Annotated in this window: 22 protein-coding genes; 3 read left to right on the forward strand and 19 right to left on the reverse strand. The window is 73.3% G+C overall.

Annotated elements, in window-relative coordinates:
* Positions 1-8: 8 nt before the first annotated feature.
* Genes addA through tsaE form a run of 5 tightly spaced genes read right to left on the reverse strand, consistent with a single transcriptional unit; the run spans position 9 to position 8,769 of the window.
* Complete coding sequence (addA, locus tag HEQ75_RS15705) at positions 9-3,482, reverse strand: double-strand break repair helicase AddA (protein WP_168032262.1); 3,474 nt, start codon at positions 3,480-3,482, stop codon at positions 9-11.
* Entirely contained in the window at positions 3,479-6,523 is a 3,045-nt protein-coding gene (gene addB / locus HEQ75_RS15710; RefSeq protein WP_168032264.1) for a double-strand break repair protein AddB, read from the reverse strand. The genes addA and addB overlap by 4 nt, the downstream gene beginning before the upstream one ends.
* 46 nt (positions 6,524-6,569) lie before the next feature.
* Complete coding sequence (locus HEQ75_RS15715) at positions 6,570-7,298, reverse strand: nucleotidyltransferase family protein (protein ID WP_168032266.1); 729 nt, start codon at positions 7,296-7,298, stop codon at positions 6,570-6,572.
* A complete protein-coding gene (locus HEQ75_RS15720; RefSeq protein ID WP_168032268.1) occupies positions 7,295-8,314 on the reverse strand; it encodes an aminoglycoside phosphotransferase family protein in 1,020 nt (339 codons plus the stop codon). Before HEQ75_RS15720 ends, HEQ75_RS15715 begins: the two co-directional genes overlap by 4 nt.
* On the reverse strand, positions 8,311-8,769 hold the full coding sequence (tsaE, locus tag HEQ75_RS15725) for a tRNA (adenosine(37)-N6)-threonylcarbamoyltransferase complex ATPase subunit type 1 TsaE (protein ID WP_168032276.1): 459 nt from the start codon (positions 8,767-8,769) through the stop codon (positions 8,311-8,313). The genes HEQ75_RS15720 and tsaE overlap by 4 nt, the downstream gene beginning before the upstream one ends.
* 127 nt (positions 8,770-8,896) lie before the next feature.
* On the opposite strand from tsaE, the gene HEQ75_RS15730 reads away from it, so the two are divergent.
* Both HEQ75_RS15730 and HEQ75_RS15735 read left to right on the forward strand, forming a co-directional pair.
* The gene (locus tag HEQ75_RS15730; protein WP_168032278.1) at positions 8,897-9,916 is read left to right on the forward strand and encodes an NAD(P)/FAD-dependent oxidoreductase; all 1,020 of its coding nucleotides are present in this window, start codon (positions 8,897-8,899) and stop codon (positions 9,914-9,916) included.
* 101 nt (positions 9,917-10,017) lie between these two features.
* Positions 10,018-11,052: a mechanosensitive ion channel family protein gene (locus HEQ75_RS15735; protein WP_209318591.1), complete on the forward strand. Its 1,035-nt coding sequence runs from the start codon at positions 10,018-10,020 to the stop codon at positions 11,050-11,052.
* 61 nt (positions 11,053-11,113) lie between these two features.
* Here HEQ75_RS15735 and HEQ75_RS15740 read toward each other — a convergent pair whose 3' ends face one another.
* The 14 genes from HEQ75_RS15740 to HEQ75_RS15805 all read right to left on the reverse strand — a co-directional run bounded on the left by HEQ75_RS15740 (position 11,114) and on the right by HEQ75_RS15805 (position 24,666).
* On the reverse strand, positions 11,114-11,455 hold the full coding sequence (locus tag HEQ75_RS15740; protein WP_168032282.1) for a hypothetical protein: 342 nt from the start codon (positions 11,453-11,455) through the stop codon (positions 11,114-11,116).
* Positions 11,456-11,539: 84 nt separating this feature from the next.
* Entirely contained in the window at positions 11,540-13,621 is a 2,082-nt protein-coding gene (locus HEQ75_RS15745; protein WP_407925896.1) for a S8 family serine peptidase, read from the reverse strand.
* A 60-nt stretch (positions 13,622-13,681) separates the two neighbouring features.
* Entirely contained in the window at positions 13,682-14,743 is a 1,062-nt protein-coding gene (gtdA, locus tag HEQ75_RS15750) for a gentisate 1,2-dioxygenase (protein ID WP_168032284.1), read from the reverse strand.
* A 47-nt stretch (positions 14,744-14,790) separates the two neighbouring features.
* Positions 14,791-15,609 carry a tryptophan synthase subunit alpha gene (gene trpA, locus HEQ75_RS15755; protein WP_168032286.1) on the reverse strand — a complete coding sequence of 273 codons (819 nt, stop codon included), beginning with the start codon at positions 15,607-15,609 and terminating at the stop codon, positions 14,791-14,793.
* A 1-nt stretch (position 15,610) separates the two neighbouring features.
* Complete coding sequence (gene trpB, locus HEQ75_RS15760) at positions 15,611-16,849, reverse strand: tryptophan synthase subunit beta (protein WP_168032288.1); 1,239 nt, start codon at positions 16,847-16,849, stop codon at positions 15,611-15,613.
* Positions 16,850-16,891: 42 nt separating this feature from the next.
* Complete coding sequence (locus HEQ75_RS15765; RefSeq protein ID WP_168032290.1) at positions 16,892-17,413, reverse strand: GNAT family N-acetyltransferase; 522 nt, start codon at positions 17,411-17,413, stop codon at positions 16,892-16,894.
* Entirely contained in the window at positions 17,410-18,045 is a 636-nt protein-coding gene (locus HEQ75_RS15770) for a phosphoribosylanthranilate isomerase (protein WP_168032292.1), read from the reverse strand. The genes HEQ75_RS15765 and HEQ75_RS15770 overlap by 4 nt, the downstream gene beginning before the upstream one ends.
* A 4-nt stretch (positions 18,046-18,049) precedes the next feature.
* Positions 18,050-18,778: an orotidine-5'-phosphate decarboxylase gene (gene pyrF / locus HEQ75_RS15775; RefSeq protein ID WP_168032294.1), complete on the reverse strand. Its 729-nt coding sequence runs from the start codon at positions 18,776-18,778 to the stop codon at positions 18,050-18,052.
* 2 nt (positions 18,779-18,780) lie between these two features.
* A complete protein-coding gene (locus HEQ75_RS15780) occupies positions 18,781-19,113 on the reverse strand; it encodes a lipopolysaccharide assembly protein LapA domain-containing protein (RefSeq protein WP_168032296.1) in 333 nt (110 codons plus the stop codon).
* Between the two features lie 62 nt (positions 19,114-19,175).
* Positions 19,176-19,502: an integration host factor subunit beta gene (gene ihfB, locus HEQ75_RS15785; RefSeq protein WP_168032298.1), complete on the reverse strand. Its 327-nt coding sequence runs from the start codon at positions 19,500-19,502 to the stop codon at positions 19,176-19,178.
* A gap of 37 nt (positions 19,503-19,539) precedes the next feature.
* Complete coding sequence (gene sppA, locus HEQ75_RS15790; protein ID WP_168032300.1) at positions 19,540-20,460, reverse strand: signal peptide peptidase SppA; 921 nt, start codon at positions 20,458-20,460, stop codon at positions 19,540-19,542.
* A 175-nt stretch (positions 20,461-20,635) separates the two neighbouring features.
* On the reverse strand, positions 20,636-22,345 hold the full coding sequence (rpsA, locus tag HEQ75_RS15795) for a 30S ribosomal protein S1 (protein ID WP_168032302.1): 1,710 nt from the start codon (positions 22,343-22,345) through the stop codon (positions 20,636-20,638).
* Between the two features lie 357 nt (positions 22,346-22,702).
* Positions 22,703-23,338, reverse strand: a complete 636-nt coding sequence (cmk, locus tag HEQ75_RS15800) for a (d)CMP kinase (RefSeq protein WP_168032304.1) — start codon at positions 23,336-23,338, stop codon at positions 22,703-22,705.
* Positions 23,335-24,666 (reverse strand): 3-phosphoshikimate 1-carboxyvinyltransferase, encoded by a 1,332-nt coding sequence (locus tag HEQ75_RS15805; RefSeq protein ID WP_168032306.1) that lies wholly within the window; start codon positions 24,664-24,666, stop codon positions 23,335-23,337. Before HEQ75_RS15805 ends, cmk begins: the two co-directional genes overlap by 4 nt.
* Before the next feature lie 113 nt (positions 24,667-24,779).
* Between HEQ75_RS15805 and HEQ75_RS15810 the strand changes: the two genes are divergently transcribed.
* Positions 24,780-25,103 (forward strand): TIGR02300 family protein, encoded by a 324-nt coding sequence (locus HEQ75_RS15810; protein WP_168032308.1) that lies wholly within the window; start codon positions 24,780-24,782, stop codon positions 25,101-25,103.
* Positions 25,104-25,201: the final 98 nt, after the last annotated feature.

Below are 25,201 nucleotides of genomic sequence, written 5' to 3' on the forward strand. Positions count from 1 at the left end.
GCGCAGCCTCATGCCGACGGCGCATGGCTATCCAGCAAACCTTCCACCAGAGGCATGAGTCGAGCGCCGAAGGTCCAGACCAGGGCGCAATCCACGCGGCGGCCGGGGAAGGCCTGGCGCAGCACGGCGCGGTAGGCGGCCATCTGGCGGAGATACAGCGCCGGTACCTGGGCAGCGTCCGCCGGCGGCGGGCGGTTGGTCTTGTAGTCCAGCACCAGCACGCGGTCCGGCGCCACCAGCAGCCGGTCCACCTGGCCGCTGACCAGCCGGTTGCCGAGCCGCCCGGCGATCGGCGCCTCCGCCAGGCTGTCCGGGCCGAAGGCGGCGGCGAAGGTCGGGGCGTCCAGCAAGGCCAGCACCTCCGCGAGGATCTCCGCCTGGGCTTCGGGCGGCAGCGCATGGCCGCGGCGGGCGAGGAAGGCGGCGCCGGCCTTGGTGCGCTCCGCCGGTGGCCGGTCTGGCAGGTGCTGCAGCAGCGCATGCACCAGCCGGCCGCGGCGGAAGCGCTGGCCGGTGGGGTCGGCGGCGCCATGCGGGGCGGCGGCGGGCGGTTCATTCTCTCCCGGCACGGCGGAGGGGGCCAGCGCGTCCAGCACCGCTTCGGCCGGCGCCGGGCGATGCGCCCAGCCGGGCAGGCCGGCAGCTTCCGGTGGCGGCGCGTCGCGGCCATCCGGGCGGGGCGGGGCTTCCTGCGGGCTGACCAGCTGGCGCAGCGTGGCGCCGGCGAAGCGGCATTCGACCGGCGCGCCGAAGTCCCCCAGCGGCGCCTCCGCCGCCTCCAGCCGGGCAAAGCCCTGGGCGATCAGGTCGTACCAGCAGGCTTCCGGCCAGTCCCGCGTCTTCGGCCTGCGCTTCTGCCAGCCGCAGACCAGCAGCCGGTCCTCCGCCCGGGTCAGTGCGACATAGAGCAGCCGGTGTTCCTCCTCCGCCCGCGCCGCCTTTTCCGTGGCCAGCAGCGTGGCGAAGGCGGGGGCGTGGTGGTCCTTGTTCGGCGCCCAGAGCGGCAAAGGCGGCGCATCCGGCTCCATCACCCAGCGCACATCGCCGGTGTCCCGCCCCGGCGCCACCGTATCCGGCAGGATCACCACCGGCGCCTGCAACCCCTTGGCGCCGTGCACCGTCATGATCCGCACCGCATCGCCCGCGGCTTCCTGGTCCCGCTTCACCTCCGCCCCGCCGCGGCGCAGCCAGTGGACGAAGCCCTGCAGGCTGGGGGGATGCCGCGCGCCATAGGCCAGGGCGGCGTTGAGCAATTCCTCCACCGGGTCGGCCGCATCCGGCCCGAGCCGCGCCAGCAGCCTCTGCCGCCCGCGATGTTCCCCGAGTATTTCGGCGAACAGGGCGTGCGGGGTGACGAGGTCGGCGCGGGCCATCAGCCCGGCGAGGAAATCCGCCGCATGGCCTGCCGCGCTGTCCTGCCCGCGCAGCGCGGCCAGGCGCGACCACAGGCTGCCGGTGCGGCCCTGCGCCAGGGCGAAGAGCTGCGCCTCGTCGAGCCCGACCAGCGGCGATTTCAGGGCGGCCGCCAGCTGCAAATCATCCTCCGGCAGCAGCAGCGCATCGGCCAGCGCCAGCAGGTCCTGCACCGCGATCTGCTCCGCCAGGCGGATGCGGTCCGCGCCGCCCACCGGCACGCCATGCTGCTTCAGCGCCCGCACCAGCCGCGGCAGCAGCCCGCCGCTGCGTTTGCGCACCAGCACCAGGATGTCCCCGGCCCGCATCGGCCGGTCGCGGCTGGGCAGGCGCTCCCCCTCCCGCAGCCAGGTGGCGATGCGCGCGGCCAGCGCCTCCGCCAGCAGGGCATCGGCACCGGTCGCGGCGGCGGGGGTGTCCGGCACCTCCCATTCCGGCGGCGGCTCCGGCTCCGCCGCTTCCAGCATCGGCCACAGCTCGACGCAGCCGGCCTGGCCGGCGCGGTCCGGGCGGTGGCGCAGCCCCTCGCCCGCCGCCACCACACCCTCCCGCGCCGGGCCTTCCGCGAAGACGGCATCGACCAGCGCCAGCACCGGCGCGGTGGAGCGGAAGGAGACCTGCAACTGCAAGTCGCGCAGCCTTTCGCCCAGCGCCGCCAGGCGTTCGGCGAAATGCGCCTTCCAGCGGATGAAGCCGGCGGCGTCGGCGCCCTGGAAGCCGTAGATGGACTGCTTGACGTCGCCCACCGCGAAGATGGTGCGCGGCGGCGCCTCGGCCCGCCGTTCCCGCCCGTGTCCGGCGAAGAATTCCTCGGTCAGCGCGGCGGCGATGCCCCATTGCGCCGGGTTGCTGTCCTGCGCCTCGTCCAGCAGCACATGGTCCAGCCCGCCATCCAGCTTGAACAGCACCCAGGCGCTGCCCGGGTCGCGCAGCACCTGGCGTGCCGCCAGGATCAGGTCGTCATAATCCAGCAGGCCGCGGGCGCGCTTGCGGGCGCGATAGCCTTCCAGCACCGGCGCGCCGAGCGACAGCAGCGCGCGGGTGGCCGCCAGCAGGCGGCTGGCGCGGCGGCTGCCTTCCATCGCCGCCACCCGCTCCGCCTCCCGCCGCAGGATCTCCGCGCATTCCGCCTGGCGCGGGCCGACCTCCTTGGTGGCGAGGCGGGCGCGCGGCGTGCCGTCCTTCGTCAGCAGCAGCGCCACCCAATCCGCCCAGCGGGCGGCGCGCTGCGCCGGGGGGGCCTGCAGCCAGTCCAGCAGCGCCAGGCCCCGATCGCGGTCGTTCTTGTTGCGGCTGGCCTCCAGCAGCCTTGCGGCCATCACCGCCTGGGGGTCCGCATCCTGCGCCGCCGCCTCCACCAGCGCCGCCTCTTGCGCCGCTTCCGGCAGGCCCAGATGCTGGCCGATGCAGGCGCAGAGCCGTTCGAGGGAGCCGGCGCCGCGCAGCGCCTCCGCCAGCCTTTCGCGGTCCCGGTCCAGGGCGGCGACCAGCCGGGCGAAGGCATCCGGCGGCACCAGGCTGGCCAGCGCCTCCAGCGCCGGGGCCTGGGCGGGGGCGGCCAGCACGGCTTCCCGCGCCGCGGCCAGCAGATCCGCCGCATCCGCTTCCTCCGCCACGCCGAAATGCGGGGCGAGGCCGGCCTCCAGCGGGAAGGCGCGCAGCAGGGATTGGCAGAAGGCGTGGATGGTGCTGATGCGCATGCCGCCCGGCAGGTCCAGCACCCGCGCGAACAGCCCGCGCGCCGCATCCAGGTCGCGGCGATCCGGCGCCCGCCCCAGCAGGGCGCCCAGCCGTGCCGCCAGCTGCGATTCCGGCTCCACCGCCCAGCGGCCGAGGTCGCGCGCCAGGCGCGTCGCCATCTCCGCCGCCGCCGCCTTGGTGAAGGTGAGGCAGAGGATGGCCCCCGGCCGTGTGCCCGGCGCCAGCAGCAGGCGCAGCACCCGGTCGGTCAGCACCTTGGTCTTGCCCGACCCGGCGGAGGCGCCGACCCAGGCGGAGGAAGCGGGCGCGGAGGCCTCGGCCTGCGCCGCCTCCGCCTCCTGCCGCGCCGTCAGGCTGCGGCCGCTCATTCCTCGCCCTCCGCATCCGCCCATTCGGCGAAGCGGGCCAGGTGGTCGTAGTCGCCGCCGCGGGCGGCGCGGGCGGGGTGCGGGCGGGCGGCGAAGGGCGCATCGCCCAGCAGGAAGCGGTCCAGCAGCCGGCCCAGCCGGTCGAGCGACAGGGCGGCCAGCTCCGCCACCTCCTCCGCCCCCGTCAGCATCGGGTGCGATTCGCCCGGCACCTCGCCACCCGAGAGCTTCCAGTACACCAGCGCGGCGACCGGCGCGGCGGGCAGCCCGGCGAAGGCGCCGGCCTCGGCGAGCGCGGCCTCCAGCGGCAATTGCGGGGCGCGGCCATCCTGCAATTCGGGCAGGCCGGGCACGCGGCCGGTCTTGTAGTCCAGCACCTGCAGGCTGCCATCGCCCAGCCGGTCGATCCGGTCGGCGCGCGCCTTCAGCGCCACCACGCCGCGCGGCCGCGGCAGGTCGAAGCGGGCCTCCACCTCCGTGACGCTGGCGGCGATGCCGCCGCCCTGGCGCATCTCCGCCTCCAGCCGCACCACGAAGGCGCCGATGCGGGCCAGGCGCGGGCGCCAGAAGGCCGCCAGCGAGGGCCTTGGCCCCTGCGCCGCCAGGGCCTCCGCCGCCGCCTCCCCCCAATCCGCCAGGGCCTGGTCCTCGCCCGGCCAGCCGCCGGGGGCGCGGGCGATGCGGCGGATGAAGCCGGACAGCGCGGCATGGACGATGATGCCGTAGTCCAGCGCGCCGACATCGGCATCCAGCGGATCCAGCGCCCGCAGCCGCAGCACGCGCCGGGCATAGAAGGCGTAGGGGTCGGCCAGCAGGTCGGCGACCTCGGTCACCGCAATCTCCCGCGGCCGCAGGGCCGCCGGCGGGCAGGGGGCGGGGCGGCCGACGGGGGTGACGGTCGCCGGCTGGTCCAGCGCTGCCGCCCAGCGCGCCGCCTCGCTGCCCGCCAGCGCCAGCCCCTGGCCGGCCAGGAAGGTTTCCAGCCTGGTGAGCCAGCGCGCGGCGACCGTCGGCGACCCGCCGCGCCGCGCCGCGCGCGACAGCACGGCCTCCTTCGCCGCGCAGGCGAACAGGAAAAAGTCCATGCAGACGCGGCCGATGCGGGCTTCCGGCTCCGGCAGGCCGAACTGCGCGCGCATCGGCCGGCTCATCCAGGGGCCCGGGTCGGTGGCCAGCGGCCAGACGCCCTCATCCAGCGCGCCGAGCACGACGCGGTCGAAGGCCAGCAGCCGCGCCTCCAGCAGGCCGAGGATCTCGACGCGCGGATGCGCGGCCTCGTGCAGCCGCACCTGGCGGGTGGCGATGCCCTCCAGGCTGGCCTCGAACAGCGCCGGCCAGGCGGCAGGGTCGATCGGCGCCAGGTGGGACAGCGCCGGGGCAAGGTCCGCCATATGCCCGGCCAGCACCTCCCCCTCCTGCGCCGCATAGAGCCGCAGGCCGCCGGGCTGCTCGGGCGTCGTGGCCAGCGCCTCGGCGGCGGCCAGATGCGCGGCCAGCAGATCCGCCGGTGGCCGGGCCACGCGGCCGGGATGGGCGAAATCGCCGAGGGAAGCGGCCAGGGCGGCGTGCAGGGCCAGCAGATCCGCCTTGCCGGGGCCGTCGGGCAGCGCCGCGATCAACGCCGCCAGCCCCTCCAGCCCGCCCTGCGGCCGTGGCCCGCGGAGCACCCGGCGTTCCAGCAGCCGCACGGCGGACAGGAATTCGGCGCGCGGCATCCCGGCGGCGGCAAGCGGGTGCTTGGCCAGGGCGAGCAGTGGCACCGGCGCGAAATCCTCCGCCACGGTGCGGGCCAGCAGGCGCAGGAACACGCCCGTCGGCGTCTGTGCCAGAGGCTGGCCGGCGCTGTCATCGGCGCGGATGCCGTGGCGCAGCAAATCGGCCGAGACGCGCCGCGCCAGGTCGCGATCCGGCGTTATCAGCGCGGCGCGGGCGCCGGGGCGCTCCAGCGCCTCGCGCAGCAGCATGGCGATGGCGGCGGCCTCCGCCTGGGCATCCGGGGCGACCAGCGCCTGCAACCCCGCGAGCCCCGGTGCCCAGCGCGCCGCGGCCGGCACGGTCCAGGGTTGCATGCCCTCCGGCGGGCGCAGCGCCATCTCCAGCAGCGCCGGCCGGGCTTCCGGCACCGGGCCGGCGGCGCCGCTGCAGCCGGGCCAGCGCCGCACCTGCCGCGGCGTGGCGCCCAGGGCCGCCAGCAGCCGCGCCTGGCTGGAGAAGGGATGCGGGGCGGAGGCGGCGATGGCCTCCCAGAGCGGGCCGGCGGTCTCGCGGTCGATGCCATGCAGCAGCACCGCGCCCTGCGGCGCGCCGGCCAGCACCCGCAGCAGTTCGACCGCCGCCGGGATGGTGCCGCCCACGCCGATGCCGGCGGCGATCACCGGGTCCCGGGGCGGAGCCTCCTGCCAGGCGCGGGTCTGTTCGCGCAGCGCCAGCACCCGGCGCAGGCCGATATCCAGCAGCCCCTCGCCCTCCAGCCAGCCGGCCCAGGCGGTGGCGACGCCGCGCAGGAAGGTGGTGGTGATCTGCCAGTGGGTGGCCTGGGAGTCCGGCACCAGCGCCTCCAGCCGGCCGAGCCAGGCCTCGCCGAATTCCGCCGGCGATGCCTTGGCCAGCAGCGCCGTGTCCTTCTCCTCCAGCGCGATCTCGTCGAAGATCCGCGCCAGTTCTGCGGCCAGCGCCCAGGCCTGTTCGGGCGTGGAGGGGCCGCCATGGCGCGGCGGCAGGCGGATCACCAGGCTGGTCAGCACGGCCTGCCGGGTCAGCGCCGGCACTGCCGGCGGCAGGTCCAGCAGGCTGGGCAGGGCCAGCTCGTCCGCATCCTCGGTGGAAAGCCCGGCGAGCGCCCGCATCCGCGGCAGCAGCAGCGCGGCATCGCCTGACGCCGCCAGGAAGGCATCCCGCAGCCCGCGCGCGGAGCGCCGGGTGGGCAGCAGGATGGTGGCGCGGGAGAGGGCCTCCGGCGGCCGGTCGCGGAACTGCGCCAGGACCCCGGCGGCGAGGCAGTCCAGGAAGGGCAGCTCGGCGGGGATGTCGTAGAGGTTCATGTTCCGTTCCAGAGGCTAGCCGGCCCGCCCGCCCGGGTCCAGCGGCTCAGAACATCGCTGTCGGCATCCCCGCCCGCAGCAGCCGCTCCGCCCGTTCCAGGTCGCGCGGGGTGGAGAGGTGGAACCAGGCGCCGTCATGCACCAGGCCGTAGAGCCGCCCCTCCTCCATCGCGCGGTCATACAGCCGGTTCAGGCTGAAGGGCCCCTCCGGCGCCGCCGAGAACAGGGCAGGGGCCAGGATCTGCACGCCGCCGAACAGGTAGGGGCAGATCTCCCGCTCCTTCGGCCGGCGCAGCCGGCCCAGCGGGTCCATGAAGAAGTCGCCGCGCCCGGCCTCCCCCTCCACCAGCGCGGTGCGCACCAGCAGCAGCAGCGCGTCCATCCGCGCCGGGTCGAAGGCGGCGGCCAGGCGTTGCAGCGCCGGGGTCGGCCCATCCAGCCAGAAGGCATCGCCATTCACCACCGCGAAGGGCGCTTCCCCCAGATGCGGCAGCGCCGCCTTCACGCCGCCGCCGGTCTCCAGCAGCACCTCCTCCCGCAGCACCAGCCGGCCGGGCGCGTCGTGGCTGGCGACGGACGCCGACACCTGGTCGGCGAACCAATGCGCGTTCACCACATGGTGCTGCACGCCCGCATCGCGCAGCCGGTCCAGCGCATGGTGCAGCAGGGACCGGCCATCCAGGTGCAGCAGCGGCTTCGGCGTGTCGTCGGTCAGTGGCCGCATCCGCGTGCCGAGGCCGGCGGCCAGCACCATGGCGTGGGTCAGGGCGATCATGCGGCGGAGTCCTTAAGCCCATGGGGCAGCCCATCGGGCAACCCGTCCGGGTTGCGGCGCCGTTCGGGCGGCACGTGCCGGTCCAGGAAGTCCCGCAGCGGCGCGGTGGCGGGATGCGCGAGGGCAGCGCCCAGCAGCGCCCAGCAGCGCGGCCCATGGCGCAGGTAGTGCGGCTTGCCGTCCCGCCGCGCCAGCCGCACCCAGAGGCAGGCGACGCGCAGATGCCGCTGCGCCGCCTGCGCGGCCATGGCGGCGCGGAAGGCGTCCGCATCAAGCTCCGGCCGCAAGGCCAGGTAGTGCTCGATGCAGGCCTCGCGCAGCGCCGGGTCCACGTCGCGCCGGGCGTCCTCCACCAGCGAGACGAGGTCGTAGGCCGGGTGGCCGAGCGCTGCGTCCTGGAAATCCAGCAGGCCGACATCGGCGGGCGGTGTGCGGCCCGGCAGCGGCATGAGGTTGGCGGGGAAGAAGTCCCGGTGCACGAAGCCCGCGGCGGCAAAGGGGGCCAGCATGGCGTGCAGCGCCGTGCCGAATGCCACCGCCACGGCCTCCGAAGGCGCCTCCCCGAAGCTCTCCGGCCACCACCATTCCAGGAAGGTGGCGGCGGCGGTCTCCGCCATGCGGGCCACGCCCCATGCCGGCAGGCCGGGCGGCGGCGGCACCGCATGCAGCCGGGCCAGCGCCGCGGTGGCGGCCAGGTAGAGCGGCGCGGCCGCCGCCCCCGCATCCAGCCGCTGCGCCATGGTGTGGGCGCCGAAATCCTCCACCAGGGCGAAGCCCTGCCGTGCATCGGCGGCCAGCACCACGGGGGCGGAAAGGCCCGCGGCCGCCAGATGCGCGGCGATGTGCAGGTAGGGGCCCAGATCCTCCTGCGGCGGCGGCGCCTCCATCAGCAGCGCCGGGCGCGGGCCGCCGACCAGGCGGGTGTAGCGGCGGAAGGACGCATCGGCCGGCAGCGGCTGCCGCGCCGCGCCGATGAAGCCGTGCTCGGCCAGGAAGGCCACCGCCTCCGCCCTCATGGTGCGATGCCCCCCAGCCGGCCGGCCCAGCCGGTGAGGGTGGCGATGCGGGCATCCGCCGCCGCGGCGGGGGCGAGCGCGATGTGCAGCGCCTGGTCGGGGCGCTGCGTGCCCAGCCGGTCGGGCCATTCCACCAGGCAGATCCCCTCCCGCGCTTCTTCCCACCCCAGCTCCGCCAGGCCGGCGGGGCCGTCCAGGCGCCAGAGGTCGAAGTGGAAGGCCGGGCCGGCGGGCAGGTCGTAGGCCTGCACCAGGGTGAAGGTGGGGGAAGGCACCTCCAGCCCCGCATCGCCGGCGGCGGCGCGCAGGAAGGCGCGGGCCAGCGCCGATTTGCCGGCGCCCAGCGGGCCTTCCAGCAGCAGCACGTCGCCCGGCCGCGCGCGCGCCGCCAGCCGCGCGGCGAGCGCGGCGGTGGCGGCTTCATCGGGCAGGTGCAGGGTGACGGAAGGGGGCATGCGCGCGCGCAATCTGCCCTCTCGCCACGGCGCCGCACAAGCCGGCCCGGCCGGGGGCAGGCAGGCGGGGTTGATCCCTTCCGCGCCCTGGTCCAGATGCGGCACGGATGCAGAAGGACGGGGCGCGATGCCGGCGGTTGTCGAGACGGATGTGGCGATCATCGGCGCGGGTCCGGTCGGGCTTTTCGCCGTGTTCGAATGCGGCATGCTGCGGATGAAGACGGTGGTGGTGGACGCACTCGGCGAGATCGGCGGCCAATGCAGCGCGCTGTATCCCGAAAAGCCGATCTTCGACATCCCCGCCCATCCGGAGATCGCCGGCGCCGACCTGATCGCGGCGCTGCACAAGCAATGCGCGCCCTTCAACCCGATGCTGATGCTCGGCCGAAGGGTGGAGGGCCTGCGGCAGGACGGCGAGAAGCTGGTGCTGACCACCAGCGAGGGCGATGTCATCACCTGCCGCGCCGTGATCCTGGCCGCCGGCGCCGGCGCCTTCGGCCCGAATCGCCCGCCGCTGGACCGCCTGCCGGAGTTCGAGGCCTCGGGCGCCGTGCGCTACCTGGTCAGCCGGCGGGAGGAATTCCGCGGCAAGCGCGTGGTGATCGCCGGCGGCGGCGACAGCGCGGTGGACTGGGCGCTGAGCCTGAAGCAGCTGGCCGCCCAGGTGACGGTGGTGCACCGCCGCGACAAGTTCCGCTGCGCGCCCGACAGCGCCGCGCAGCTGAAGCAGGCGGCGGAGCGCGGCGAGATCGAGCTCGCCATCCCCTACCAGCTGCATGGGCTGGAAGGCGAAGGCGGCGTGCTGACCGGCGTCTCGCTGGCGACGCTGAAGGGGGAGGTGAAGACGGTGCCGGCCGACCACCTGCTGGCCTTCTTCGGCCTGTCCATGGAACTCGGCCCGATCGCCGATTGGGGGCTGGGGCTGGACCGCAGCCACATCCAGGTGGCACCCGCGACCTGCGCCACCAACATCCCCGGCGTGCACGCCATCGGCGACATCGCCACCTATCCCGGCAAGCTCAAGCTGATCCTGCAGGGGTTCTCGGAGGCCGCGATGGCGGCGCACGCCATCCACCCGCAGGTCTTCCCGGGCGAGGCGCTGCATTTCGAATACTCCACGAGCAAGGGCCTGCCGGTTCCGGGCTGAAGCCGCGTCGCCGGTGGGGCCGCCGGCGGCGCAACCGCCGGCATCCCCGTGGCGTTCAGGGCCATGCGGCAATGGGGCTGCGCCGGGTCCAGGACGGGTGCATGCAGGCTGCGGCCCAGACAGCCACCGAGACGCCGCCCCTGGCGCTCGGCGCGGCCGAGACCGCGACCCGCACCCTCGCGGTCGGCTCCGCCATCATCCAGGACAAGATCGAAGCCTGGTCCACCGGGTTCCAGTACCTGCTCCCCAACATTGTCGTCGGCCTGCTGGTCGTGGCGATCTTCATCGGGCTGTCCTGGCTGGTCGCGCAGGGGTTCCGGCGCTGGGCGCGGCGGCACGACCGGGAGAATCTGGGCGAGGTGCTCGGCGCCTTCCTGAAATGGGTGGTGATCTTCGTCGGCATCCTGATCGGGCTGACCATCGTCATGCCGTCGCTGCGGCCGGGTGACCTGGTGGCGGGGCTGGGCGTCGGCTCGGTCGCCATCGGCTTCGCCTTCAAGGACATCCTGCAGAACTGGCTGGCCGGGATGCTGCTGCTGCTGCGCCAGCCCTTCCGGCCGGGCGACCAGATCATCGTCCGCGGCTTCGAGGGCACGGTGCAGCGCATCGAAACCCGCGCCACGATCATCCGCACCTATGATGGCCGCGACGCCATCATCCCGAATGCCGAGATCTATTCGAACCCGGTCCTGGTCAACACCGCGCATGACCGGCGGCGCGACGAATACGACCTGGGCATCGGCTATGGCGACGACATCGAGACCGCCCGCCGCGCCATCCTGGCCGCCATCCGGGACCTGCCGGAGATCGCGGCGGATCCGGTGCCGGAGGTGCTGGTCTGGGAGCTCGCGGGCTCCAGCGTCAACCTGCGCCTGCGCTGGTGGACGCAGCCGCGCCGCATCGAGGTGGTACTGGCGCGTTCCGCCGTGCTGCAGGCGGTGAAGCAGGCGCTGGACCGGGACGGCATCGACATGCCCTACCCCACCCAGGTCATGCTGTTCCACGACCAGACGGAGGAGATCGACGGGCTGCGCGGCGAACAGCGTGAAGGCTGGCCGAAGCGCAAGGTCGGCGCACAACCACGTGCCGCGCGCGCATTGCCCCGCCGTGACCACCCCGCCGGCCCGGCGGGCTGACCCCGAGCCGCGCTCGAAAAGCCCCCGTTCATGGGAGTTGGAGAGGCCTTCTTCGCCGCGGCTACGCCGCCTGCAGCAGGCCTTCGATGCGCGCCGCATCCGCGCGCGGGACATGCAGGCGCAGCTCATTGCCCGCCAGGGTCGTGCAGTCCGGGTCCAGCGGCACGCGGCGCACCAATGTCTCCATCGCCAGCTTCGCCGTCTCCGGGTCGGGGAAGCGGCGGTACAGGGTCACCGGATCCTGGATCCGCGGTGTCTGGGCGTCGCCCTCGTCGAAGGGCACGGCGCGGGAGCCCTGGGTCGAGGTGGCGGAGCTGGGATCGCTGGCCGGGAAGCTGTCGCGGACGCTGATCTCCACGTCGCGCTCCTTGGTCTTGTCCGTCCGGTCGCTGGGCGCTGGCATGGTGGGATTCCCCTGTCGCATGCGGGCGTAACGCTTGCCGCCCGCCTGGGTTCGCCCAGCCCCAGCCCCTGGCGCCGCGTCAGGTCAGCCGTAGATGAAATCCGCGGCGCTCAGCGTCGCGGAGCCGACGACATGGCCGATCAGCTCATCCGTCGTGCCGTAGCGGTTGTTGCCGTCCAGGTCGGCGTAGATGGCGGTGCCCAGCTGGCCGTCGACGCGGATCTTGCGCAGGAAGTAGGTGTCGACGTCGTCGGAGAGCTGGATCCGGTCGCCGGCCGCGAAATCCATGATCCGCGCATAATCCCCGGTGCCCTGCTTGGCCGCCAGGCCATCGTCGTAGAAGACGCCGCGCGCATCGCCCAGCAGGAAGACGTCGTCGCCCGCCAGGCCCCACAGCACGTCGACGCTGCCCTTGCCCAGGGTGTTGCCGGTGGCGGCGATGCCGCTGATGGTGTCCACCCCCGCCGTGCCGACCAGGTTGTCCGACCCGGCCGTGCCGAAGATGAAGCTGGCCAGGATCGGCTCCGGTTCCGGCTCCGGTGCCGCCTGCTCCGGCTCCGCGTCCGGCGCGGCACCAATTTCCAGCATCCGCGCCACGTCCAGCCGCCCGCCAGTCACGGTCCTGCCTTCGAGGGATGCCGTGGCGGTGGTGGCGTTCAGCAATGCGCTGCGGATCTCCGCCGCGCTGTCCTCCGGATTCGCCGCGGCATAGAGCGCGATGGCGCCGGTGACATGCGGGGCGGCCATGGAGGTGCCGCTCATCGTCGTGTAGCCGCCATTGGCGGCGATGGAATGGATGCTCGACCCCGGCGCCCCCAGGTCGACCGAGGTGGCGCCGTAGTTGGAATAGCTGGCGCGGGCGCCGGTGGACGTGATGGCGGCGACGGAGACCACCGCCTCATACCCGACGCTGCCCAGCGTGCTGTAGCCGGAGGGGTAGTTGGCCGCGGCATCGGTGTTGCGGCCATTGTTGCCGGCGGCGGCGATGAACAGGTTGCCGGCTTCCGCGCTGCGGTCGATCGCCTGCTGCATGGCGCTGGAATAGGCGCCGCCGCCCCAGGAATTGTTGGTGGCGACGAAATCCTGCCCGACCGCCGCCTTGCCCGCCGCCGTGTAGTAATCCAGTGCCTTCACCGCATCGGCGATGGAGCCGGACCCGCTGGCGCCGAGGAATTTCAGCGCGACGATCTGCACATCCCAGGCCACGCCGGCCACGCCATAGCCATTGCCGCCCATGGCGCCGATGGTGCCGCTGACATGCGTGCCGTGGCCGTGGTCGTCGAAGGGATCGTTGTCGTCATTGACGAAATCCCAGCCGAACAGGTCGTCGCGGTAGCCGTTGCGGTCCAGGTCGTCGCCATTGACCCAGCTTGAATCCTTCAACAGGTCGCCCGCATCGATGCGGCCGTTCTTGTTGAGGTCCTTCACCCAGGCCTTGTTCGCCGCCTGGTTCAGGTCCCGGAAGGTGATCTGGCCGTCGCTGTCGGTGTCGGCGAGCTTGCCGCGGAGGCTGACCGGGATCTCGTTCTGGTTGATCCAGACATTCTGGTAGATGTCCGAATGGGTGTAGTTCAGCCCGGTGTCGAGCACGCCGACGACGATGCTGGCGGAGCCGGTGGCCCCCGTCGCCCAGGCCTCGCCGGCCTGGGACCCGTTGGCGTTGCGGATCTCCGTCGCGTCGCCATACATGCCCCAGAGATTGCCGCGGACATAACCGCCATCATTGGAGACGGCTTCCACCGAGACGGTGAAGTTGGCCTCGGCGAAGGCCACGGCGGGCTCGCCGCGGAGCAGGGTGATGGCCTCCTCCGCCTCCGCCTCCGGCGGCAGGCCGACCCGCAGCAGAAGGGCCTCGCCCTGCGCCGCGTCGCCATGCACCACCTCGAGCGCTGTGCCGCCGACCGTCGCCAGCACCTGCTGCACCCGGCCGGCATCGAGGCCGGCATTGAACTGCACGAGGATTTCCCCCGGCACGGCGGGCGGTGCGGCCGGCGCTGCGGCGTCGCGCGCCGGCGGGGCGGTTGCCTCGGCAAGGAATGCCGGGGCGTCGGGTGCCGGTTCAGCAGTCTCCGGGGCCGGCACGCCAAAAACAGTAAAGAATTGCGGCTGAATGTCTTCGAATGTCTCTTCGGAAACGTCAGCCAGCTTCAGTTTCTGGAAATTCACGGGGCCTCCGGAATTCTGGGGTCTGTCACCTCAGAATCCGGGAGTTATGTGAAGGGGAGGTTAGCCGGGTTGCATTCTTTGCTCGCGCCACAAACCAAGCTTCTGTTGTGCCGCAGCGTCCGAATACCCGAAGACTACCATCTCGCTTGTTGCCGAAACCTCAAGCGCCGCCCAGGACGGCACCACCAGCAGGTCGCGCGGCCCCAGCGGGAAGGGATGGCCGTTGATGCGGGCCAGCCCCGCGCCCTCCACCACCACCAGCACCATGGCATCCGTGGCGCGGCGCGGCAGGGTGGCGAAGCCGGCGGGCAGCAGGCGGACATGGGCGGCGATGGTGGGCATCACCGGGCCGCCATCGGCCGGGTTCACGAATTCCAGCGCATGGCCCAGATGTGGGTCCGGGTCGCCGTTCCGCGCCATGGCGGCAAGGCTGTCCCGCCATTCCGCATAGGGGTAGTGGAACAGTGGCAGGCCTGCGGGCCGGCGCGCGCCCAGGCTGCCGCCGAAGGGCCGCAGATTGCGGCCGTAGCGCGCGGCGGTATCCCCCGGCGGGGCGGTTTCGGCATGCGCCAGGGCGCCATCCGGCAGGCGTTCGGCAAAGCTGGCGGCGAAGTGGCGCACGGTGGGAATGTCCAGCCCGTCCAGCCAGATCATCGGCGCGGCGCTGGCATTGCCGTGGTCATGCCACTGCCAGTTCGGCGTCAGCACCAGGTCGAAGGGCCGCATCACCGCCTTTTCGCCATCCAGCGCGGTGAAGGCGCCGTCGCCTTCCATCACGAAGCGCAGCGCGCATTGGGTGTGCCGGTGGCAGGGCGCGACCTCGCCCGGCAGGATCAGCTGCAGGCCGGCATAGAGGCTGGTGGTGACGGAGGAGGTGCCGGGCAGGCCCGGATTCTCCAGGATCAGCACCCGGCGTTCCGCCTGTTCCGCGGTGATCAGGTCCCCGGCCCGCAGCAGGTGGGACCGCGCCGTGTCGTAGTGCCACAGATGTGGCCGCACCGGGGAAGCCGGCACCGGCGTCACCAGCGCGTGCAGCACCTCCCACAGGGGGAACAGGTGCTGCGGCGCCATCTCGGCATAAAGGCCCTGCAGCAGGGCCTTCGGATCGTTCGTCCCGTCCATCGCTTCGCTCCCGATCGGCTGGATCGGGCGCGGCGTGGTGGCCCCGATCAGCCCTGGCGCACAGACTCCGCCAATTCCCGCACCCGGTCCAGCACCGCCGGCACGGTGGCCGGCGTGGCGCGGCCCTGCGGGTCCAGGGTGGCCACCATGCCGTCGATCAGGGCGGAGGCGACCACGGCGCCATCGGCGATGCGCGACGCCTCGCCGGCCTGCTGCGGCGTGCGCACGCCGAAGCCGATGGCGATCGGCAGGTCGGTGTATTTGCGGATGCGCGGGATCGCCGCGGCCAGGTCATCCGTGCTGGCGCTGCGCGTGCCGGTGATGCCGGTGATCGCCACATAGTAGACGAAGCCGGTGGTGGCGGAGAGCACTTTTGGAAGTCGGTCCTCCCCGGTGGTCGGCGCCACCAGGCGGATCAGGTCCAGGCCGTTGGCGATGGCGTCCGGCGCGATCTCATCAGCTTCCTCGGGCGGCACATCCACCACGATCAGCCCATCGACCCCGGCCTCCGCGGCCTCGGCGCAGAACCGCGCCACGCCATAGGACAGGATCGGGTTGAAATAGCCCATCAGGATGACCGGCGTTTCCGCATCGTCCTGGCGGAATTCCCGCACCATGCCCAGCGCGCCTGCCATGCTGGCGCCGGCCTTCAGCCCGCGCTGCCCGGCCTTCTGCACCGTCGGGCCATCGGCCATCGGGTCGGTGAAGGGCACGCCGATCTCGATCAGGTCGGCGCCGGCGCCCGGCATGCCGCGCAGGATCGCCATGGCGGTGTCGCGGTCCGGATCGAACGCCTCCAGGAACGGGATGAGCGCGCCGCGGCCCTGCGCCTTCAGCGCCGCGAATTTCGTAGCGATGCGCGACATGTCAAATGTTCTCGCCCAGATGCTTCGCGACGGTGAAGATGTCCTTGTCGCCACGGCCGCACAGATTCATCAGGATGATCGTCTCTGCCGGCATGGCCGGCGCCATCTTCAGCACCTCGGCCAGCGCATGGGCGGGCTCCAGCGCCGGGATGATGCCTTCCAGCTTCGAGCAGAGCTGGAACGCCGCCAGCGCCTCGTCATCCGTCACGGCCCGGTACTGCACCCGGCCCAGCTCATGCAGCCAGGAATGCTCCGGCCCGACGCCCGGATAGTCCAGGCCGGCGGAGATGGAATGCGCCTCCGTGATCTGCCCGTCGCCATCCTGCAGCAGGTAGGTGCGGTTGCCATGCAGCACGCCCGGCCGGCCGCGCGACAGCGCCGCGGCATGTTCGCCGGAATCGAGGCCCCTTCCCGCGGCCTCCACGCCCACCATCGCCACCGAGGCATCGTCGAGGAAGGGGTAGAACAGCCCCATGGCATTGCTGCCACCGCCGACCGCGGCCACCAGCACGTCCGGCAGGCGGCCCTCGGCGTCCTGCATCTGCGCCTTGGCCTCGGTCCCGATCACGGACTGGAAATCGCGCACCATGGCGGGATAGGGGTGCGGGCCGGCGACGGTGCCGATGCAATAATAGGTGTCGTGAACGTTCGCGACCCAGTCCCGCAAACCCTCGTTCATCGCATCCTTCAGCGTCGCCGCGCCGGAGGTCACCGGCACCACCTCGGCGCCGAGCAGCTTCATGCGGAAGACGTTGGGCTGCTGCCGCTCCACGTCGGTCGCGCCCATGTAGACCACGCAGGGCAGGTCCATCAGCGCGCAGGCGGTGGCGGTGGCCACGCCATGCTGGCCGGCGCCGGTCTCCGCGATGATGCGCGTCTTGCCCATCTTCTTGGCCAGCAGGATCTGGCCGAGCACCGCATTGATCTTGTGCGCGCCGGTGTGGTTCAGCTCGTCGCGCTTGAAATACACCTTGGCGCCCATGCCCGGCGCGGCGTCCTTGCGCAGATGCGCGGTCAGGCGTTCGGCGAACCACAGCGGGCTCGGGCGGCCGACATAGTGCGTCAGCAGGCGGCGCCATTCGGCCTGGAAGGCGGTGTCCTTCTTGCTCGCCTCATAGGCCGCCTCGACCTCCAGGATCAGCGGCATCAGCGTCTCGGCCACGAAGCGACCGCCGAAGGGGCCGAAGCGGCCGCGCGGGTCCGGGCCTTGGCGGTAGGAATTGGGCAGGGTGTGGTTCACGGGCGGTGTCCTGGACGTGGGAAGTCTCTTAGCGCAGCGCCTTCAACTGGTCACGCCACGCAGATCCGGCCAGACCCAGGCCGTCTCCTCCAGCGCGACGGGGCCGTGCCAGCCGGTCTGGCGGGTGCCGGCGATGGCGCCGGTGGCGGCGTAGAAGCCGGCGGCGCGGGTGTTCGCATCCAGCGCCCAGGCCCCGGCCGAGTCATGGCCTGCCTGCAGCAGCACCGTGGCCCCGGCCGCCAGCAGCGCCCGCCCCAGCCCGCGCCCCTGCGCCGCGCGCAGCAGATACAGCCCCGAAACCTCGCCCGAGGCCCCCAGCGCCGCATCCCGCGCCGCGCAGACCGCGATGAAGCCGCGCACCGCGCCATCCTGTTCCAGCACCAGGATACCGCCCGGCAGCAGCGGCGCGGCCAGGGTGCGGGCCCAGGCGGCGCGGCGCCGGTCGGGGTCCGTCATCTCCGTCAGCAGGGCCGGCGGCACCAGGCCCGGATAGGTCTCCTGCCAGGCCTGGGCGTGCATGCTGCCGATGGCCGGGGCATCCGCCGCGGTGGCGGGCCGGATCACGCCGCGCGGGCCGCGCTGATGAACGCCGCGATCAGCGCCGGGTCCTTCACCCCCCGCGCCCGCTCCACGCCGGAGGAGACATCGACGCCCGGCGCGCCGCTGGCGGCGATGGCCTGTGCCACATTGCCGGGCGTCAGCCCGCCGGCCAGCAGCCAGGGGCGGGGAAGGCGCCGCCCGGCCGTCAGCGTCCAGTCGAAGGGCGCGGCATTGCCACCGGGCAGCGGCGCGCCGGGCGGTGCCTTGGCGTCCAGCAGGAACAGATCGACCGCCTCCGCATAGGCGGCCAGCGCATCCAGGTCGGCCGGGGTGGCGATGCCGAGCGCCTTCATCACCGGCAGGCCGAAGCGCCGACGCACCGCGGCGCAACGCGCAGGCGACTCCGCCCCATGCAGTTGCAGCACATCCAGCGCCAGCGCGCCGGTCACCGCCTCCAGCAGCGCGTCATCGGCATCGACGAACAGGCCGACGCGCTGCGGCCCGCCGGGCAGGGCGGCGGAGAGCGCCGCGGCTTCCGCCGGCGTCACCGCCCGCGGCGAGGGGGGGAAGAACACCAGCCCGACATAGTCGGCACCGGCGCGCGCGGCGGCCTCCAGCCCTGCCGGGTCCTTCAGGCCGCAGATCTTCACCCGCATGGGATCAGCCCAGCGCCGCGCGGATCGCCCGCGCCGCGGCGGCGGGATCCTGCGCCTGGGTGACCGGGCGGCCGACGACGATCCAGTCCGCGCCGGCATCGGCCATCTCTTCCGGCGTCGCCGTGCGGGCCTGGTCATCCGCCGCGCTGCCCGCCGGCCGCACACCCGGCACCACCAGCACCGGGTCCGGCCCCAGCGCCTGGCGGAGGGCGGCAACCTCCCCCGGCGAGCAGACCAGCCCATCCGCACCGGCTTCCACCGCCAGCCTGGCCAGCCGCAGCACCTGCTGCACCGGGCCGCCGGCCACGCCGGTGGCGGCCAGCGTCGCGGCATCCAGGCTGGTCAGCACCGTCACGGCCAGCAGGCGCGGCCGGTCCGGCCCGGCTTCCTCCGCCGCGCGGCGGGCGGCTGCCACCATGGCCGGCCCGCCGGCGGCATGCAGGGTGATGAAGGCCGGGCGCAGCGGCGACAGCGCCCGCACCGCGCCCGCCACGGTATTGGGGATGTCGTGCAGCTTCACGTCCAGGAACACCGGCCGGCGCGCGGCGATCGACCGCACCGCCGCCCCGCCTTCCGCCGAGAACAGTTCCAGCCCCACCTTCAGCAGCCCGGCATGCGGCGCCACCGCATCCGCCCAGGCTTCCGCCTGCGCCAGCACCGGCGCATCCAGCGCCACGCAGAGCCCGCAGCGCCGCAGCCGGGTCCTGGCCGTGTCCAGGGGCTTGTCCGGCATGGTCAGGCGCCGCTGCGCAGGGAGATGCGCATGGGTGCCGGGCCGGGCGCGTCGCGCAGCGCGGCCTCCCGCGCCTTCAGCACGGCCAGTTCGGATTCCACCAGCCTGGCGGCTTCCTCCACCCGGCGGGCGCGGCGGCGGGCGGGCAGGCCGGCGGCCCAGGCGATGAGCGCGCCGATCACGAAGCCGAAGCCCGACAGGATCAGCGCGGCGACGCCCAGCGGCGCGGCCCAGGCCAGGTCGAAGGGCCAGAGGCGGAACTGCACCTCCTGCATGTTGGACAGGGCGAACACCGCGAGCAGGATGAGCAGCGGCAGGAACAACAGCCAGCGCATGGGGATGTGCCTCTCCGATCGTCGCGGCCTGTCCTAACGCCGCGCGCGGCGGGAAGGAAGCGTCAGGCGGTCGCCTTGGCGCGGGGGCGGCGCGGCGGGTCCTGCAGCGGGCCGCCATTCACCCTTTCGCGCAATTCCTTGCCCGGCTTGAAATAGGGCACCGCCTTGCCGTCCACCGCCACCGCCGTGCCGGTGCGCGGGTTCCGACCGGTGCGCGGTTCGCGCCGCTTCGTGGAAAAGGCGCCGAAGCCGCGGAGTTCAACCCGGTCCCCGCGCGCCAGCGCCCCGATGATCTCATCGAAGATGGTGGTCACGATCAGCTCCACATCCGGCTGCCGCAGATGCGGGTTGGCGGCGGCAAGCTGCGCGATCAGTTCCGACCTCGTCATGTTGGCCCTCGGCGTGCCCCAAGCCGGGACATTGCACCTAAGGTTGCCAAAGCGCGCGCACGCGGTCAACGCCAACCCATTCATCGACAAGGCTTTTCGAGAACAGGCCCCAGAGGGCGCCGAAGGTGCGTTCCGCCAGCCCGCGCGGCTTGATGTCGCGCACCGGCAGGTCGGCTGAAACCTCCTGCGACTCCGCCAGCCAGGCGCGCGCCTCCGCCTCTCCGCCCAGCGCGTCCACCAGGCCGAGCGCCAGCGCCTCCCGCCCCGTGAAGACGCGGCCATCGGCCAGTTCGCGGACCCGCGCCGGGTCCATGCGTCGTCCCTCGGCGACCATGCCGACAAATTGCTCGTGCAGGTCCTGCACCACCCGGGCCAGCTGCGCCCGCCCCTCCTCGCTCAGCGGGCGGAAGGGGCTGGGCTGGTCCTTGAAGCGGCCGGAGGCGATCACTTCCGGCCGCACGCCCAGCCAGGCCAGCAGGCCGGAGGCATCGAAGCTCTGCAGGATCACGCCGATGGAGCCGGTGACGGTGGCGCTGCGGGCGAAGATCCGCTGCGCCGGCAGCGCCACCATGTAGCCGGCGGAGGCCGCGGTGCCGGACATCACGGCCACCACGGGCTTTTCCGTCGCCATGCGGGCCAGGGCGGCGTGCAGCGCCTCCCCGCCCGCGACGCTGCCGCCGGGGCTGTCGATGGCCACCAGAACGGCGCGCACCGAATCCTGCCGCCGCAGCCGGTCCAGCGTCTCGATCAACTCCCGGTCGTCGCTGATGAAGCCCTGCACGTTCAGGCGGGCGACATGGGCGGTGCCGCTGCCGGGCCAGAGGCCGGCGGTGCGGTCGTCATCCCAGGCGAGGGCCAGGCCGATGGCGACCAGCGCCAGCACGGCGGCGGCCCGCCACAGGGAAAGCCGGCGCTTCAGGCGGCGTCGGTCGAGCAGGAGATCGGCATCGAGGGGCATGCCCCGTCAGATAGGGCGCGCCGGGCCGGATGGCCATGGCGCGGCGGCGCCGGGGGAGCATGGCGCGGCGGCGCCGGGGGAGCATGGCGCGGCGGCGCCGGGGGCTGAAACGCGAAGCGGCCGCCGGGGTGTGCCCCGGCGGCCGCCTGCAGCCCGGACCCGAGGGTCCGGCGGATCAGTCCTCGGTGGACTGGTTGCGGCGGCGGATGGCCGCGCCGAGGATGTCGCCCAGCGAGGCGCCGCTGTCGGTGGTGCCGTATTCACGGACCGCCTCGCGCTCCTCCTCCACTTCCTTGCCCTTGATGGTCAGGGCCAGGCGGCGGCCGGCGCGGTCGACGGCGGTGATCTTCGCATCGACCTTCTCGCCCACGGCGAAGCGGTCGGGGCGCTGGTCGCCACGGTCGCGCGCCAGCTCGGCGCGGCGGATGAAGCCGATGAGGACCTCGTCGACCTTCACCTCGATGCCGTTCGGCTCGATCTTGGTGACGGTGCAGGTGACGACGTCGCCCTTCTTGATCCGGTCCAGCACTTCCGCGGCCGGGTCGGCCTCAAGCTGCTTGATGCCGAGGGAGATGCGCTCCTTCTCCACATCGACGTCGAGCACCTTGGCCTTGACGGTCTCGCCCTTCTGGAAGTTCGCCATCGCCTGCTCGCCGGGCAGGTCCCAGGACAGGTCGGACATGTGCACCATGCCGTCCAGGTCCGGGCCCAGGCCGATGAAGAGGCCGAACTCGGTGATGTTGCGGATCTCGCCCTCGATCACCGTGCCGGGCGGGTTGGCCTCGGCGAACAGCTCCCACGGGTTGCCCTGCGCCTGCTTCAGGCCGAGCGAGATGCGCCGCTTCGGACCGTCCACGTCCAGGATCATCACGTCCACTTCCTGGGAGGTGGCGACGATCTTGCCGGGGTGCACGTTCTTCTTGGTCCAGCTCATCTCGCTGACATGGACCAGGCCTTCCACCCCCGGCTCCAGCTCCACGAAGGCGCCGTAGTCGGTGATGTTGGTGACGCGGCCGCTGAACTTGCCGTTCACCGGGTACTTGATGGCCACGCCGTCCCAGGGGTCGGACATCAGCTGCTTCATGCCGAGGCTGATGCGCTGGGTTTCCGGGTTGAAGCGGATGACCTGCACCTTCACCGCCTGGCCGATGGTCAGGGCCTCGGAGGGGTGGTTGATGCGGCGCCAGGCGATGTCGGTGACATGCAGCAGGCCGTCGACGCCGCCGAGGTCCACGAAGGCGCCGTAGTCGGTGATGTTCTTCACCACGCCGTCGAGCACCATGCCTTCCTTCAGGCCCTGGATCAGCTCGCTGCGCTGTTCGGCGCGCGTCTCCTCCAGCACCGCACGGCGCGAGACGACGATGTTGCCGCGGGCGCGGTCCATCTTCAGGATCTGGAAGGGCTGCGGGCTGCCCATCAGCGGCGTCACGTCACGCACCGGGCGGATGTCCACCTGGCTGCCCGGCAGGAAGGCCACGGCGCCGCCGAGGTCGACGGTGAAGCCACCCTTGACGCGGCCGAAGATCACGCCGTTCACGCGCTGCTGCGCCGTGAAGGACTTCTCCAGATTGGTCCAGGCTTCCTCGCGGCGGGCCTTCTCGCGGCTCAGGATGATCGCGCCGTCGCGATCCTCGTAGCGCTCGACGAACAGCTCGACGACGTCGCCGACCTTGATTTCCGGCTTCTGGCCCTGCGGGGCGAATTCCTTGAGGGGGACGCGGCCCTCGGACTTCAGGCCGACATCGACGACGGCGAAATCGTCATCGATGCGGATGATCTTGCCGGAGATGACCGAGCCGTGGAACGAGGTGTTCTCGCCCAGCGTGGCGTCCAGCAGGGCAGCAAAGTCTTCGCCAGGATCAGCGAAAGCGGTGGCGCTTGCCATGTAGCGGTTGTTTCCCGATCAGATGCCCCGATCGTGGGGCATGGGGTATGCGCCCCCGCGGCACGTGGCCACGGACACGACCTGGCTGTTTCCCGGTGGGATGATCCCATTGGGAAGCATGGCCCGAAGGATGGGGGCGGGGTCGACGGACCGCCGTTTCCGGCCCGTGAAGCCGCGGGGCAATCCACACCGGCGGCCAATTCGGCCTGGCGTTTTCCCCCCGCAAAAACACGGGCGCCGCAGGCGCATGGCGCGTTCGGCTCGGGGTCGCGTTACGCCCTGGGGCTTCCGCGAGTCAAGGGGAATCGGGCCGGGGGCAGAACTGACGGGCGCCGGCCGACCCCGGCGCCGCCCTGCTCAGGCGCCGATGCGGTCGCGGATCAGCCGCATGGCGGCGGCGAAGGCGGCGTCCGCGTCCAGCGCCGTGGTGTCGAGCGTCGCCGCATCCGCCGCCGCCACCAGCGGCGCGACGCTGCGCGCGCTGTCCTGCGCATCGCGCGCCCGCAGCTCCGCCTCCACTTCCGCCAGGCCAATCGCCACGCCGCGGGCGCGCATCTCCAGCCAGCGTCGGCGGGCGCGTTCCTCCGGCGTCGCGACGACGAACAGCTTGATGGGCGCTTCCGGGAAGACGACGGTGCCGATGTCCCGCCCATCCATCACCGCGCCATTGCGGCGGCCGAATTCGCGCTGCCATTCCAGCAGCGCGGCGCGCACCGCGGGGATCGCGGCCACGGCGCTGGCGGCGCGGTCCGCCTCCGGCCCGCGCAGATCGGCGCGCGCCAGATCCGCCGGGGTCAGCGTCGCCGCCGCTTCCGCCGCCGCGGCCGCGCCATGCGGGTCCGCGCCCAGGTCCAGCAGCCGGCGGCCGACGGCACGGTACAGCAGCCCGGTGTCGAGATAGGCGAGGTTGAACTCGGCCGCCAGGCGGCGTGCCAGCGTGCCCTTGCCGGCCGCGGCCGGCCCGTCCACGGCGATCACCAGCGGGGCGCTCATGCCGCGCAGACCGGGCTGCCGGCCAGCCGCTCCAGCAGCGCGGCCAGGCCGGGAAAGCCGGACTCGATGCGGGCGAATTGGTCCAGCCGCACGGGCGCGCAAGCCGACAGGCCCAGCACCATGGCGGCCATGGCGATGCGATGATCCATATGAGTCTCCACCATGCCGCCACCCGGCGGCGGCCCGCCCGCACCCTGTATCACCAGATCCGGCCCCTCCCGCACCGCCGCCACGCCATGCGCGGCGAGCAGGGCTGCCATGGCGCCGGCAAGGGGCCCGTCCTGGCCCGCGCCGCACAGCCGGGTGCTGCCCTGCGCGGCGGCGGCGGCGACCGCCAGCGCCGGCCAGGCCGGGCAGGCACCGGCTTCCGCCACCACCTGGCCGCGCAGCGCACCGGCGCGGACGCGCCAATCGGACGCTGGCAGGGCCCCGGCGGCCGGCGCGTCCGACGCCAGGATGTCGGCGCCCATCGCGCGCAGCGCCGCCAGGGCGATGCCTCGCAGCGGGTCCGCGTCGATGCCCTCCAGCACGATGTCGGAGCCGGGCACCAGCAGCGCCGCCACCGCCAGGAAGGTGGCGGCATCGGCATCGCCCGGCACCACCACCGGGGTGGCCACCAGCTCCGGCTGGCCCTCCAGCTCGATCACCCGGGCGGCGCCCTCCGCGGTCATCCGGACCCGGGCACCGAAATGACGCAGCAGGGTTTCCATCCCCCCCGGCATCGGCACCGGCACCGTCAGCCGCGTGCTGCCGCGGGCGGCGAGGCCGGCCAGCAGGCAGGCGGATGTCAGCGAGGCGGCGGCCGGCGGCAGGCGCAGCTCCAGCGGCAGGGGGTCCGCCGCGCCCTCCACCGCCAGGGGCAGCAGCCCGCCGGCGCGGCCGGCGAAGCGCGCGCCGGTGCCGGCCAGCGCCTCCATCACCGCCTGCATCGGGTGGTGGCGCAGCCCCGGCCCGCCATCCACCACCGCGAACAGGGCATGGCCGGCCAGCAGGCCGCAGAGCAGGGTCGCAACCTCGGCCGAGCCGCCCGGGTCCAGCGCCTGCACCGGTTCCACCAGCCCGCCGATGCCGCGCCCGGCAACCAACCAGGCGCCATCCGCCCGCATCGTCACCCCGGCCCCCAGGGCGCGCAGTGCCTCGGCCAGGCGCACCGTCGCGGCATCCGTCGGCAGCCCGGTGATGGCGGTGGTGCCGGCGGCCAGCGTGGCCAGGACCAGGGCGGCATGGCCGGCGGCGCGGCAGCCGGGCACCCGCGCCCGGCCGCGGAGCGGGCCGGCCGGCGCCGCCGGCTGCGGCGGCTTCCTGGCAGCTTCGGGTGGGGGTTGCATGCCGGCGCGTTTGACATGCAGGGCGCGAAGTGGCAATCGCGCGCACCCTTTACGCCCGACGACCCGCGGACCTCCGCGGGCCGGCCCGGCCTGGCACGAGGCTCTTCTTCCCCATGGCGAAGCCCGAACTTGGACTGAAGCGCGTCTGCGTGTCCTGTGGCACGAAGTTCTACGACCTGACCCGCCAGCCCGCGATCTGCCCGAAATGCGGCACGGAACAGCCGGCCGAGCAGCCCCGCCTGAAGCGCGCCGCGCCGCCGCCGGATGACCGGCTGAAGAAGCGCGCCGTCGTGGCCGAGGCCGAGGCCGAGGAGGGCGTCGAGGTGGATGCCGACGATGCCGACGAGGCGATCGAGGACGCCGAGGAGCTGGAAGACGCGGATGAGGAGCTGGGCGACGACCTGGTCGTCGAGAGCGACCGCGAGGAGGAGGTCTGACCCACGGCGCATGAGGGCTTCGCCTTCATGCGCCCCGGGTGCCGGGCGGGCCGCATCCGCGGGCCGGCCCCGCGGGGCGCAGCCCCCGCCGCAGCCTG

This window comes from Falsiroseomonas selenitidurans (assembly GCF_012103215.1).
GTDB classification, from domain to species: Bacteria; Pseudomonadota; Alphaproteobacteria; order Acetobacterales; family Acetobacteraceae; genus Falsiroseomonas; species Falsiroseomonas selenitidurans.

Excerpts from the sequence above, each read along its gene's own strand:
- gtdA (WP_168032284.1), bottom strand. The coding sequence starts at position 14,743 with ATGGACGGGACGAACGATCCGAAGGCCCTGCTGCAGGGCCTTTATGCC.
- HEQ75_RS15720 (WP_168032268.1), bottom strand. The coding sequence starts at position 8,314 with ATGAGGGCGGAGGCGGTGGCCTTCCTGGCCGAGCACGGCTTCATCGGC.
- HEQ75_RS15735 (WP_209318591.1), top strand. The coding sequence starts at position 10,018 with ATGCAGGCTGCGGCCCAGACAGCCACCGAGACGCCGCCCCTGGCGCTC.
- HEQ75_RS15730 (WP_168032278.1), top strand. The coding sequence starts at position 8,897 with ATGCCGGCGGTTGTCGAGACGGATGTGGCGATCATCGGCGCGGGTCCG.
- pyrF (WP_168032294.1), bottom strand. The coding sequence starts at position 18,778 with ATGCCGGACAAGCCCCTGGACACGGCCAGGACCCGGCTGCGGCGCTGC.
- ihfB (WP_168032298.1), bottom strand. The coding sequence starts at position 19,502 with ATGACGAGGTCGGAACTGATCGCGCAGCTTGCCGCCGCCAACCCGCAT.
- HEQ75_RS15740 (WP_168032282.1), bottom strand. The coding sequence starts at position 11,455 with ATGCCAGCGCCCAGCGACCGGACGGACAAGACCAAGGAGCGCGACGTG.
- HEQ75_RS15770 (WP_168032292.1), bottom strand. The coding sequence starts at position 18,045 with ATGCGGGTGAAGATCTGCGGCCTGAAGGACCCGGCAGGGCTGGAGGCC.
- cmk (WP_168032304.1), bottom strand. The coding sequence starts at position 23,338 with ATGAGCGCCCCGCTGGTGATCGCCGTGGACGGGCCGGCCGCGGCCGGC.
- sppA (WP_168032300.1), bottom strand. The coding sequence starts at position 20,460 with ATGCCCCTCGATGCCGATCTCCTGCTCGACCGACGCCGCCTGAAGCGC.
- tsaE (WP_168032276.1), bottom strand. The coding sequence starts at position 8,769 with ATGCCCCCTTCCGTCACCCTGCACCTGCCCGATGAAGCCGCCACCGCC.
- addA (WP_168032262.1), bottom strand. The coding sequence starts at position 3,482 with ATGAGCGGCCGCAGCCTGACGGCGCGGCAGGAGGCGGAGGCGGCGCAG.
- HEQ75_RS15805 (WP_168032306.1), bottom strand. The coding sequence starts at position 24,666 with ATGCAACCCCCACCCGAAGCTGCCAGGAAGCCGCCGCAGCCGGCGGCG.
- HEQ75_RS15780 (WP_168032296.1), bottom strand. The coding sequence starts at position 19,113 with ATGCGCTGGCTGTTGTTCCTGCCGCTGCTCATCCTGCTCGCGGTGTTC.
- rpsA (WP_168032302.1), bottom strand. The coding sequence starts at position 22,345 with ATGGCAAGCGCCACCGCTTTCGCTGATCCTGGCGAAGACTTTGCTGCC.
- HEQ75_RS15810 (WP_168032308.1), top strand. The coding sequence starts at position 24,780 with ATGGCGAAGCCCGAACTTGGACTGAAGCGCGTCTGCGTGTCCTGTGGC.
- addB (WP_168032264.1), bottom strand. The coding sequence starts at position 6,523 with ATGAACCTCTACGACATCCCCGCCGAGCTGCCCTTCCTGGACTGCCTC.
- HEQ75_RS15715 (WP_168032266.1), bottom strand. The coding sequence starts at position 7,298 with ATGATCGCCCTGACCCACGCCATGGTGCTGGCCGCCGGCCTCGGCACG.
- trpA (WP_168032286.1), bottom strand. The coding sequence starts at position 15,609 with ATGTCGCGCATCGCTACGAAATTCGCGGCGCTGAAGGCGCAGGGCCGC.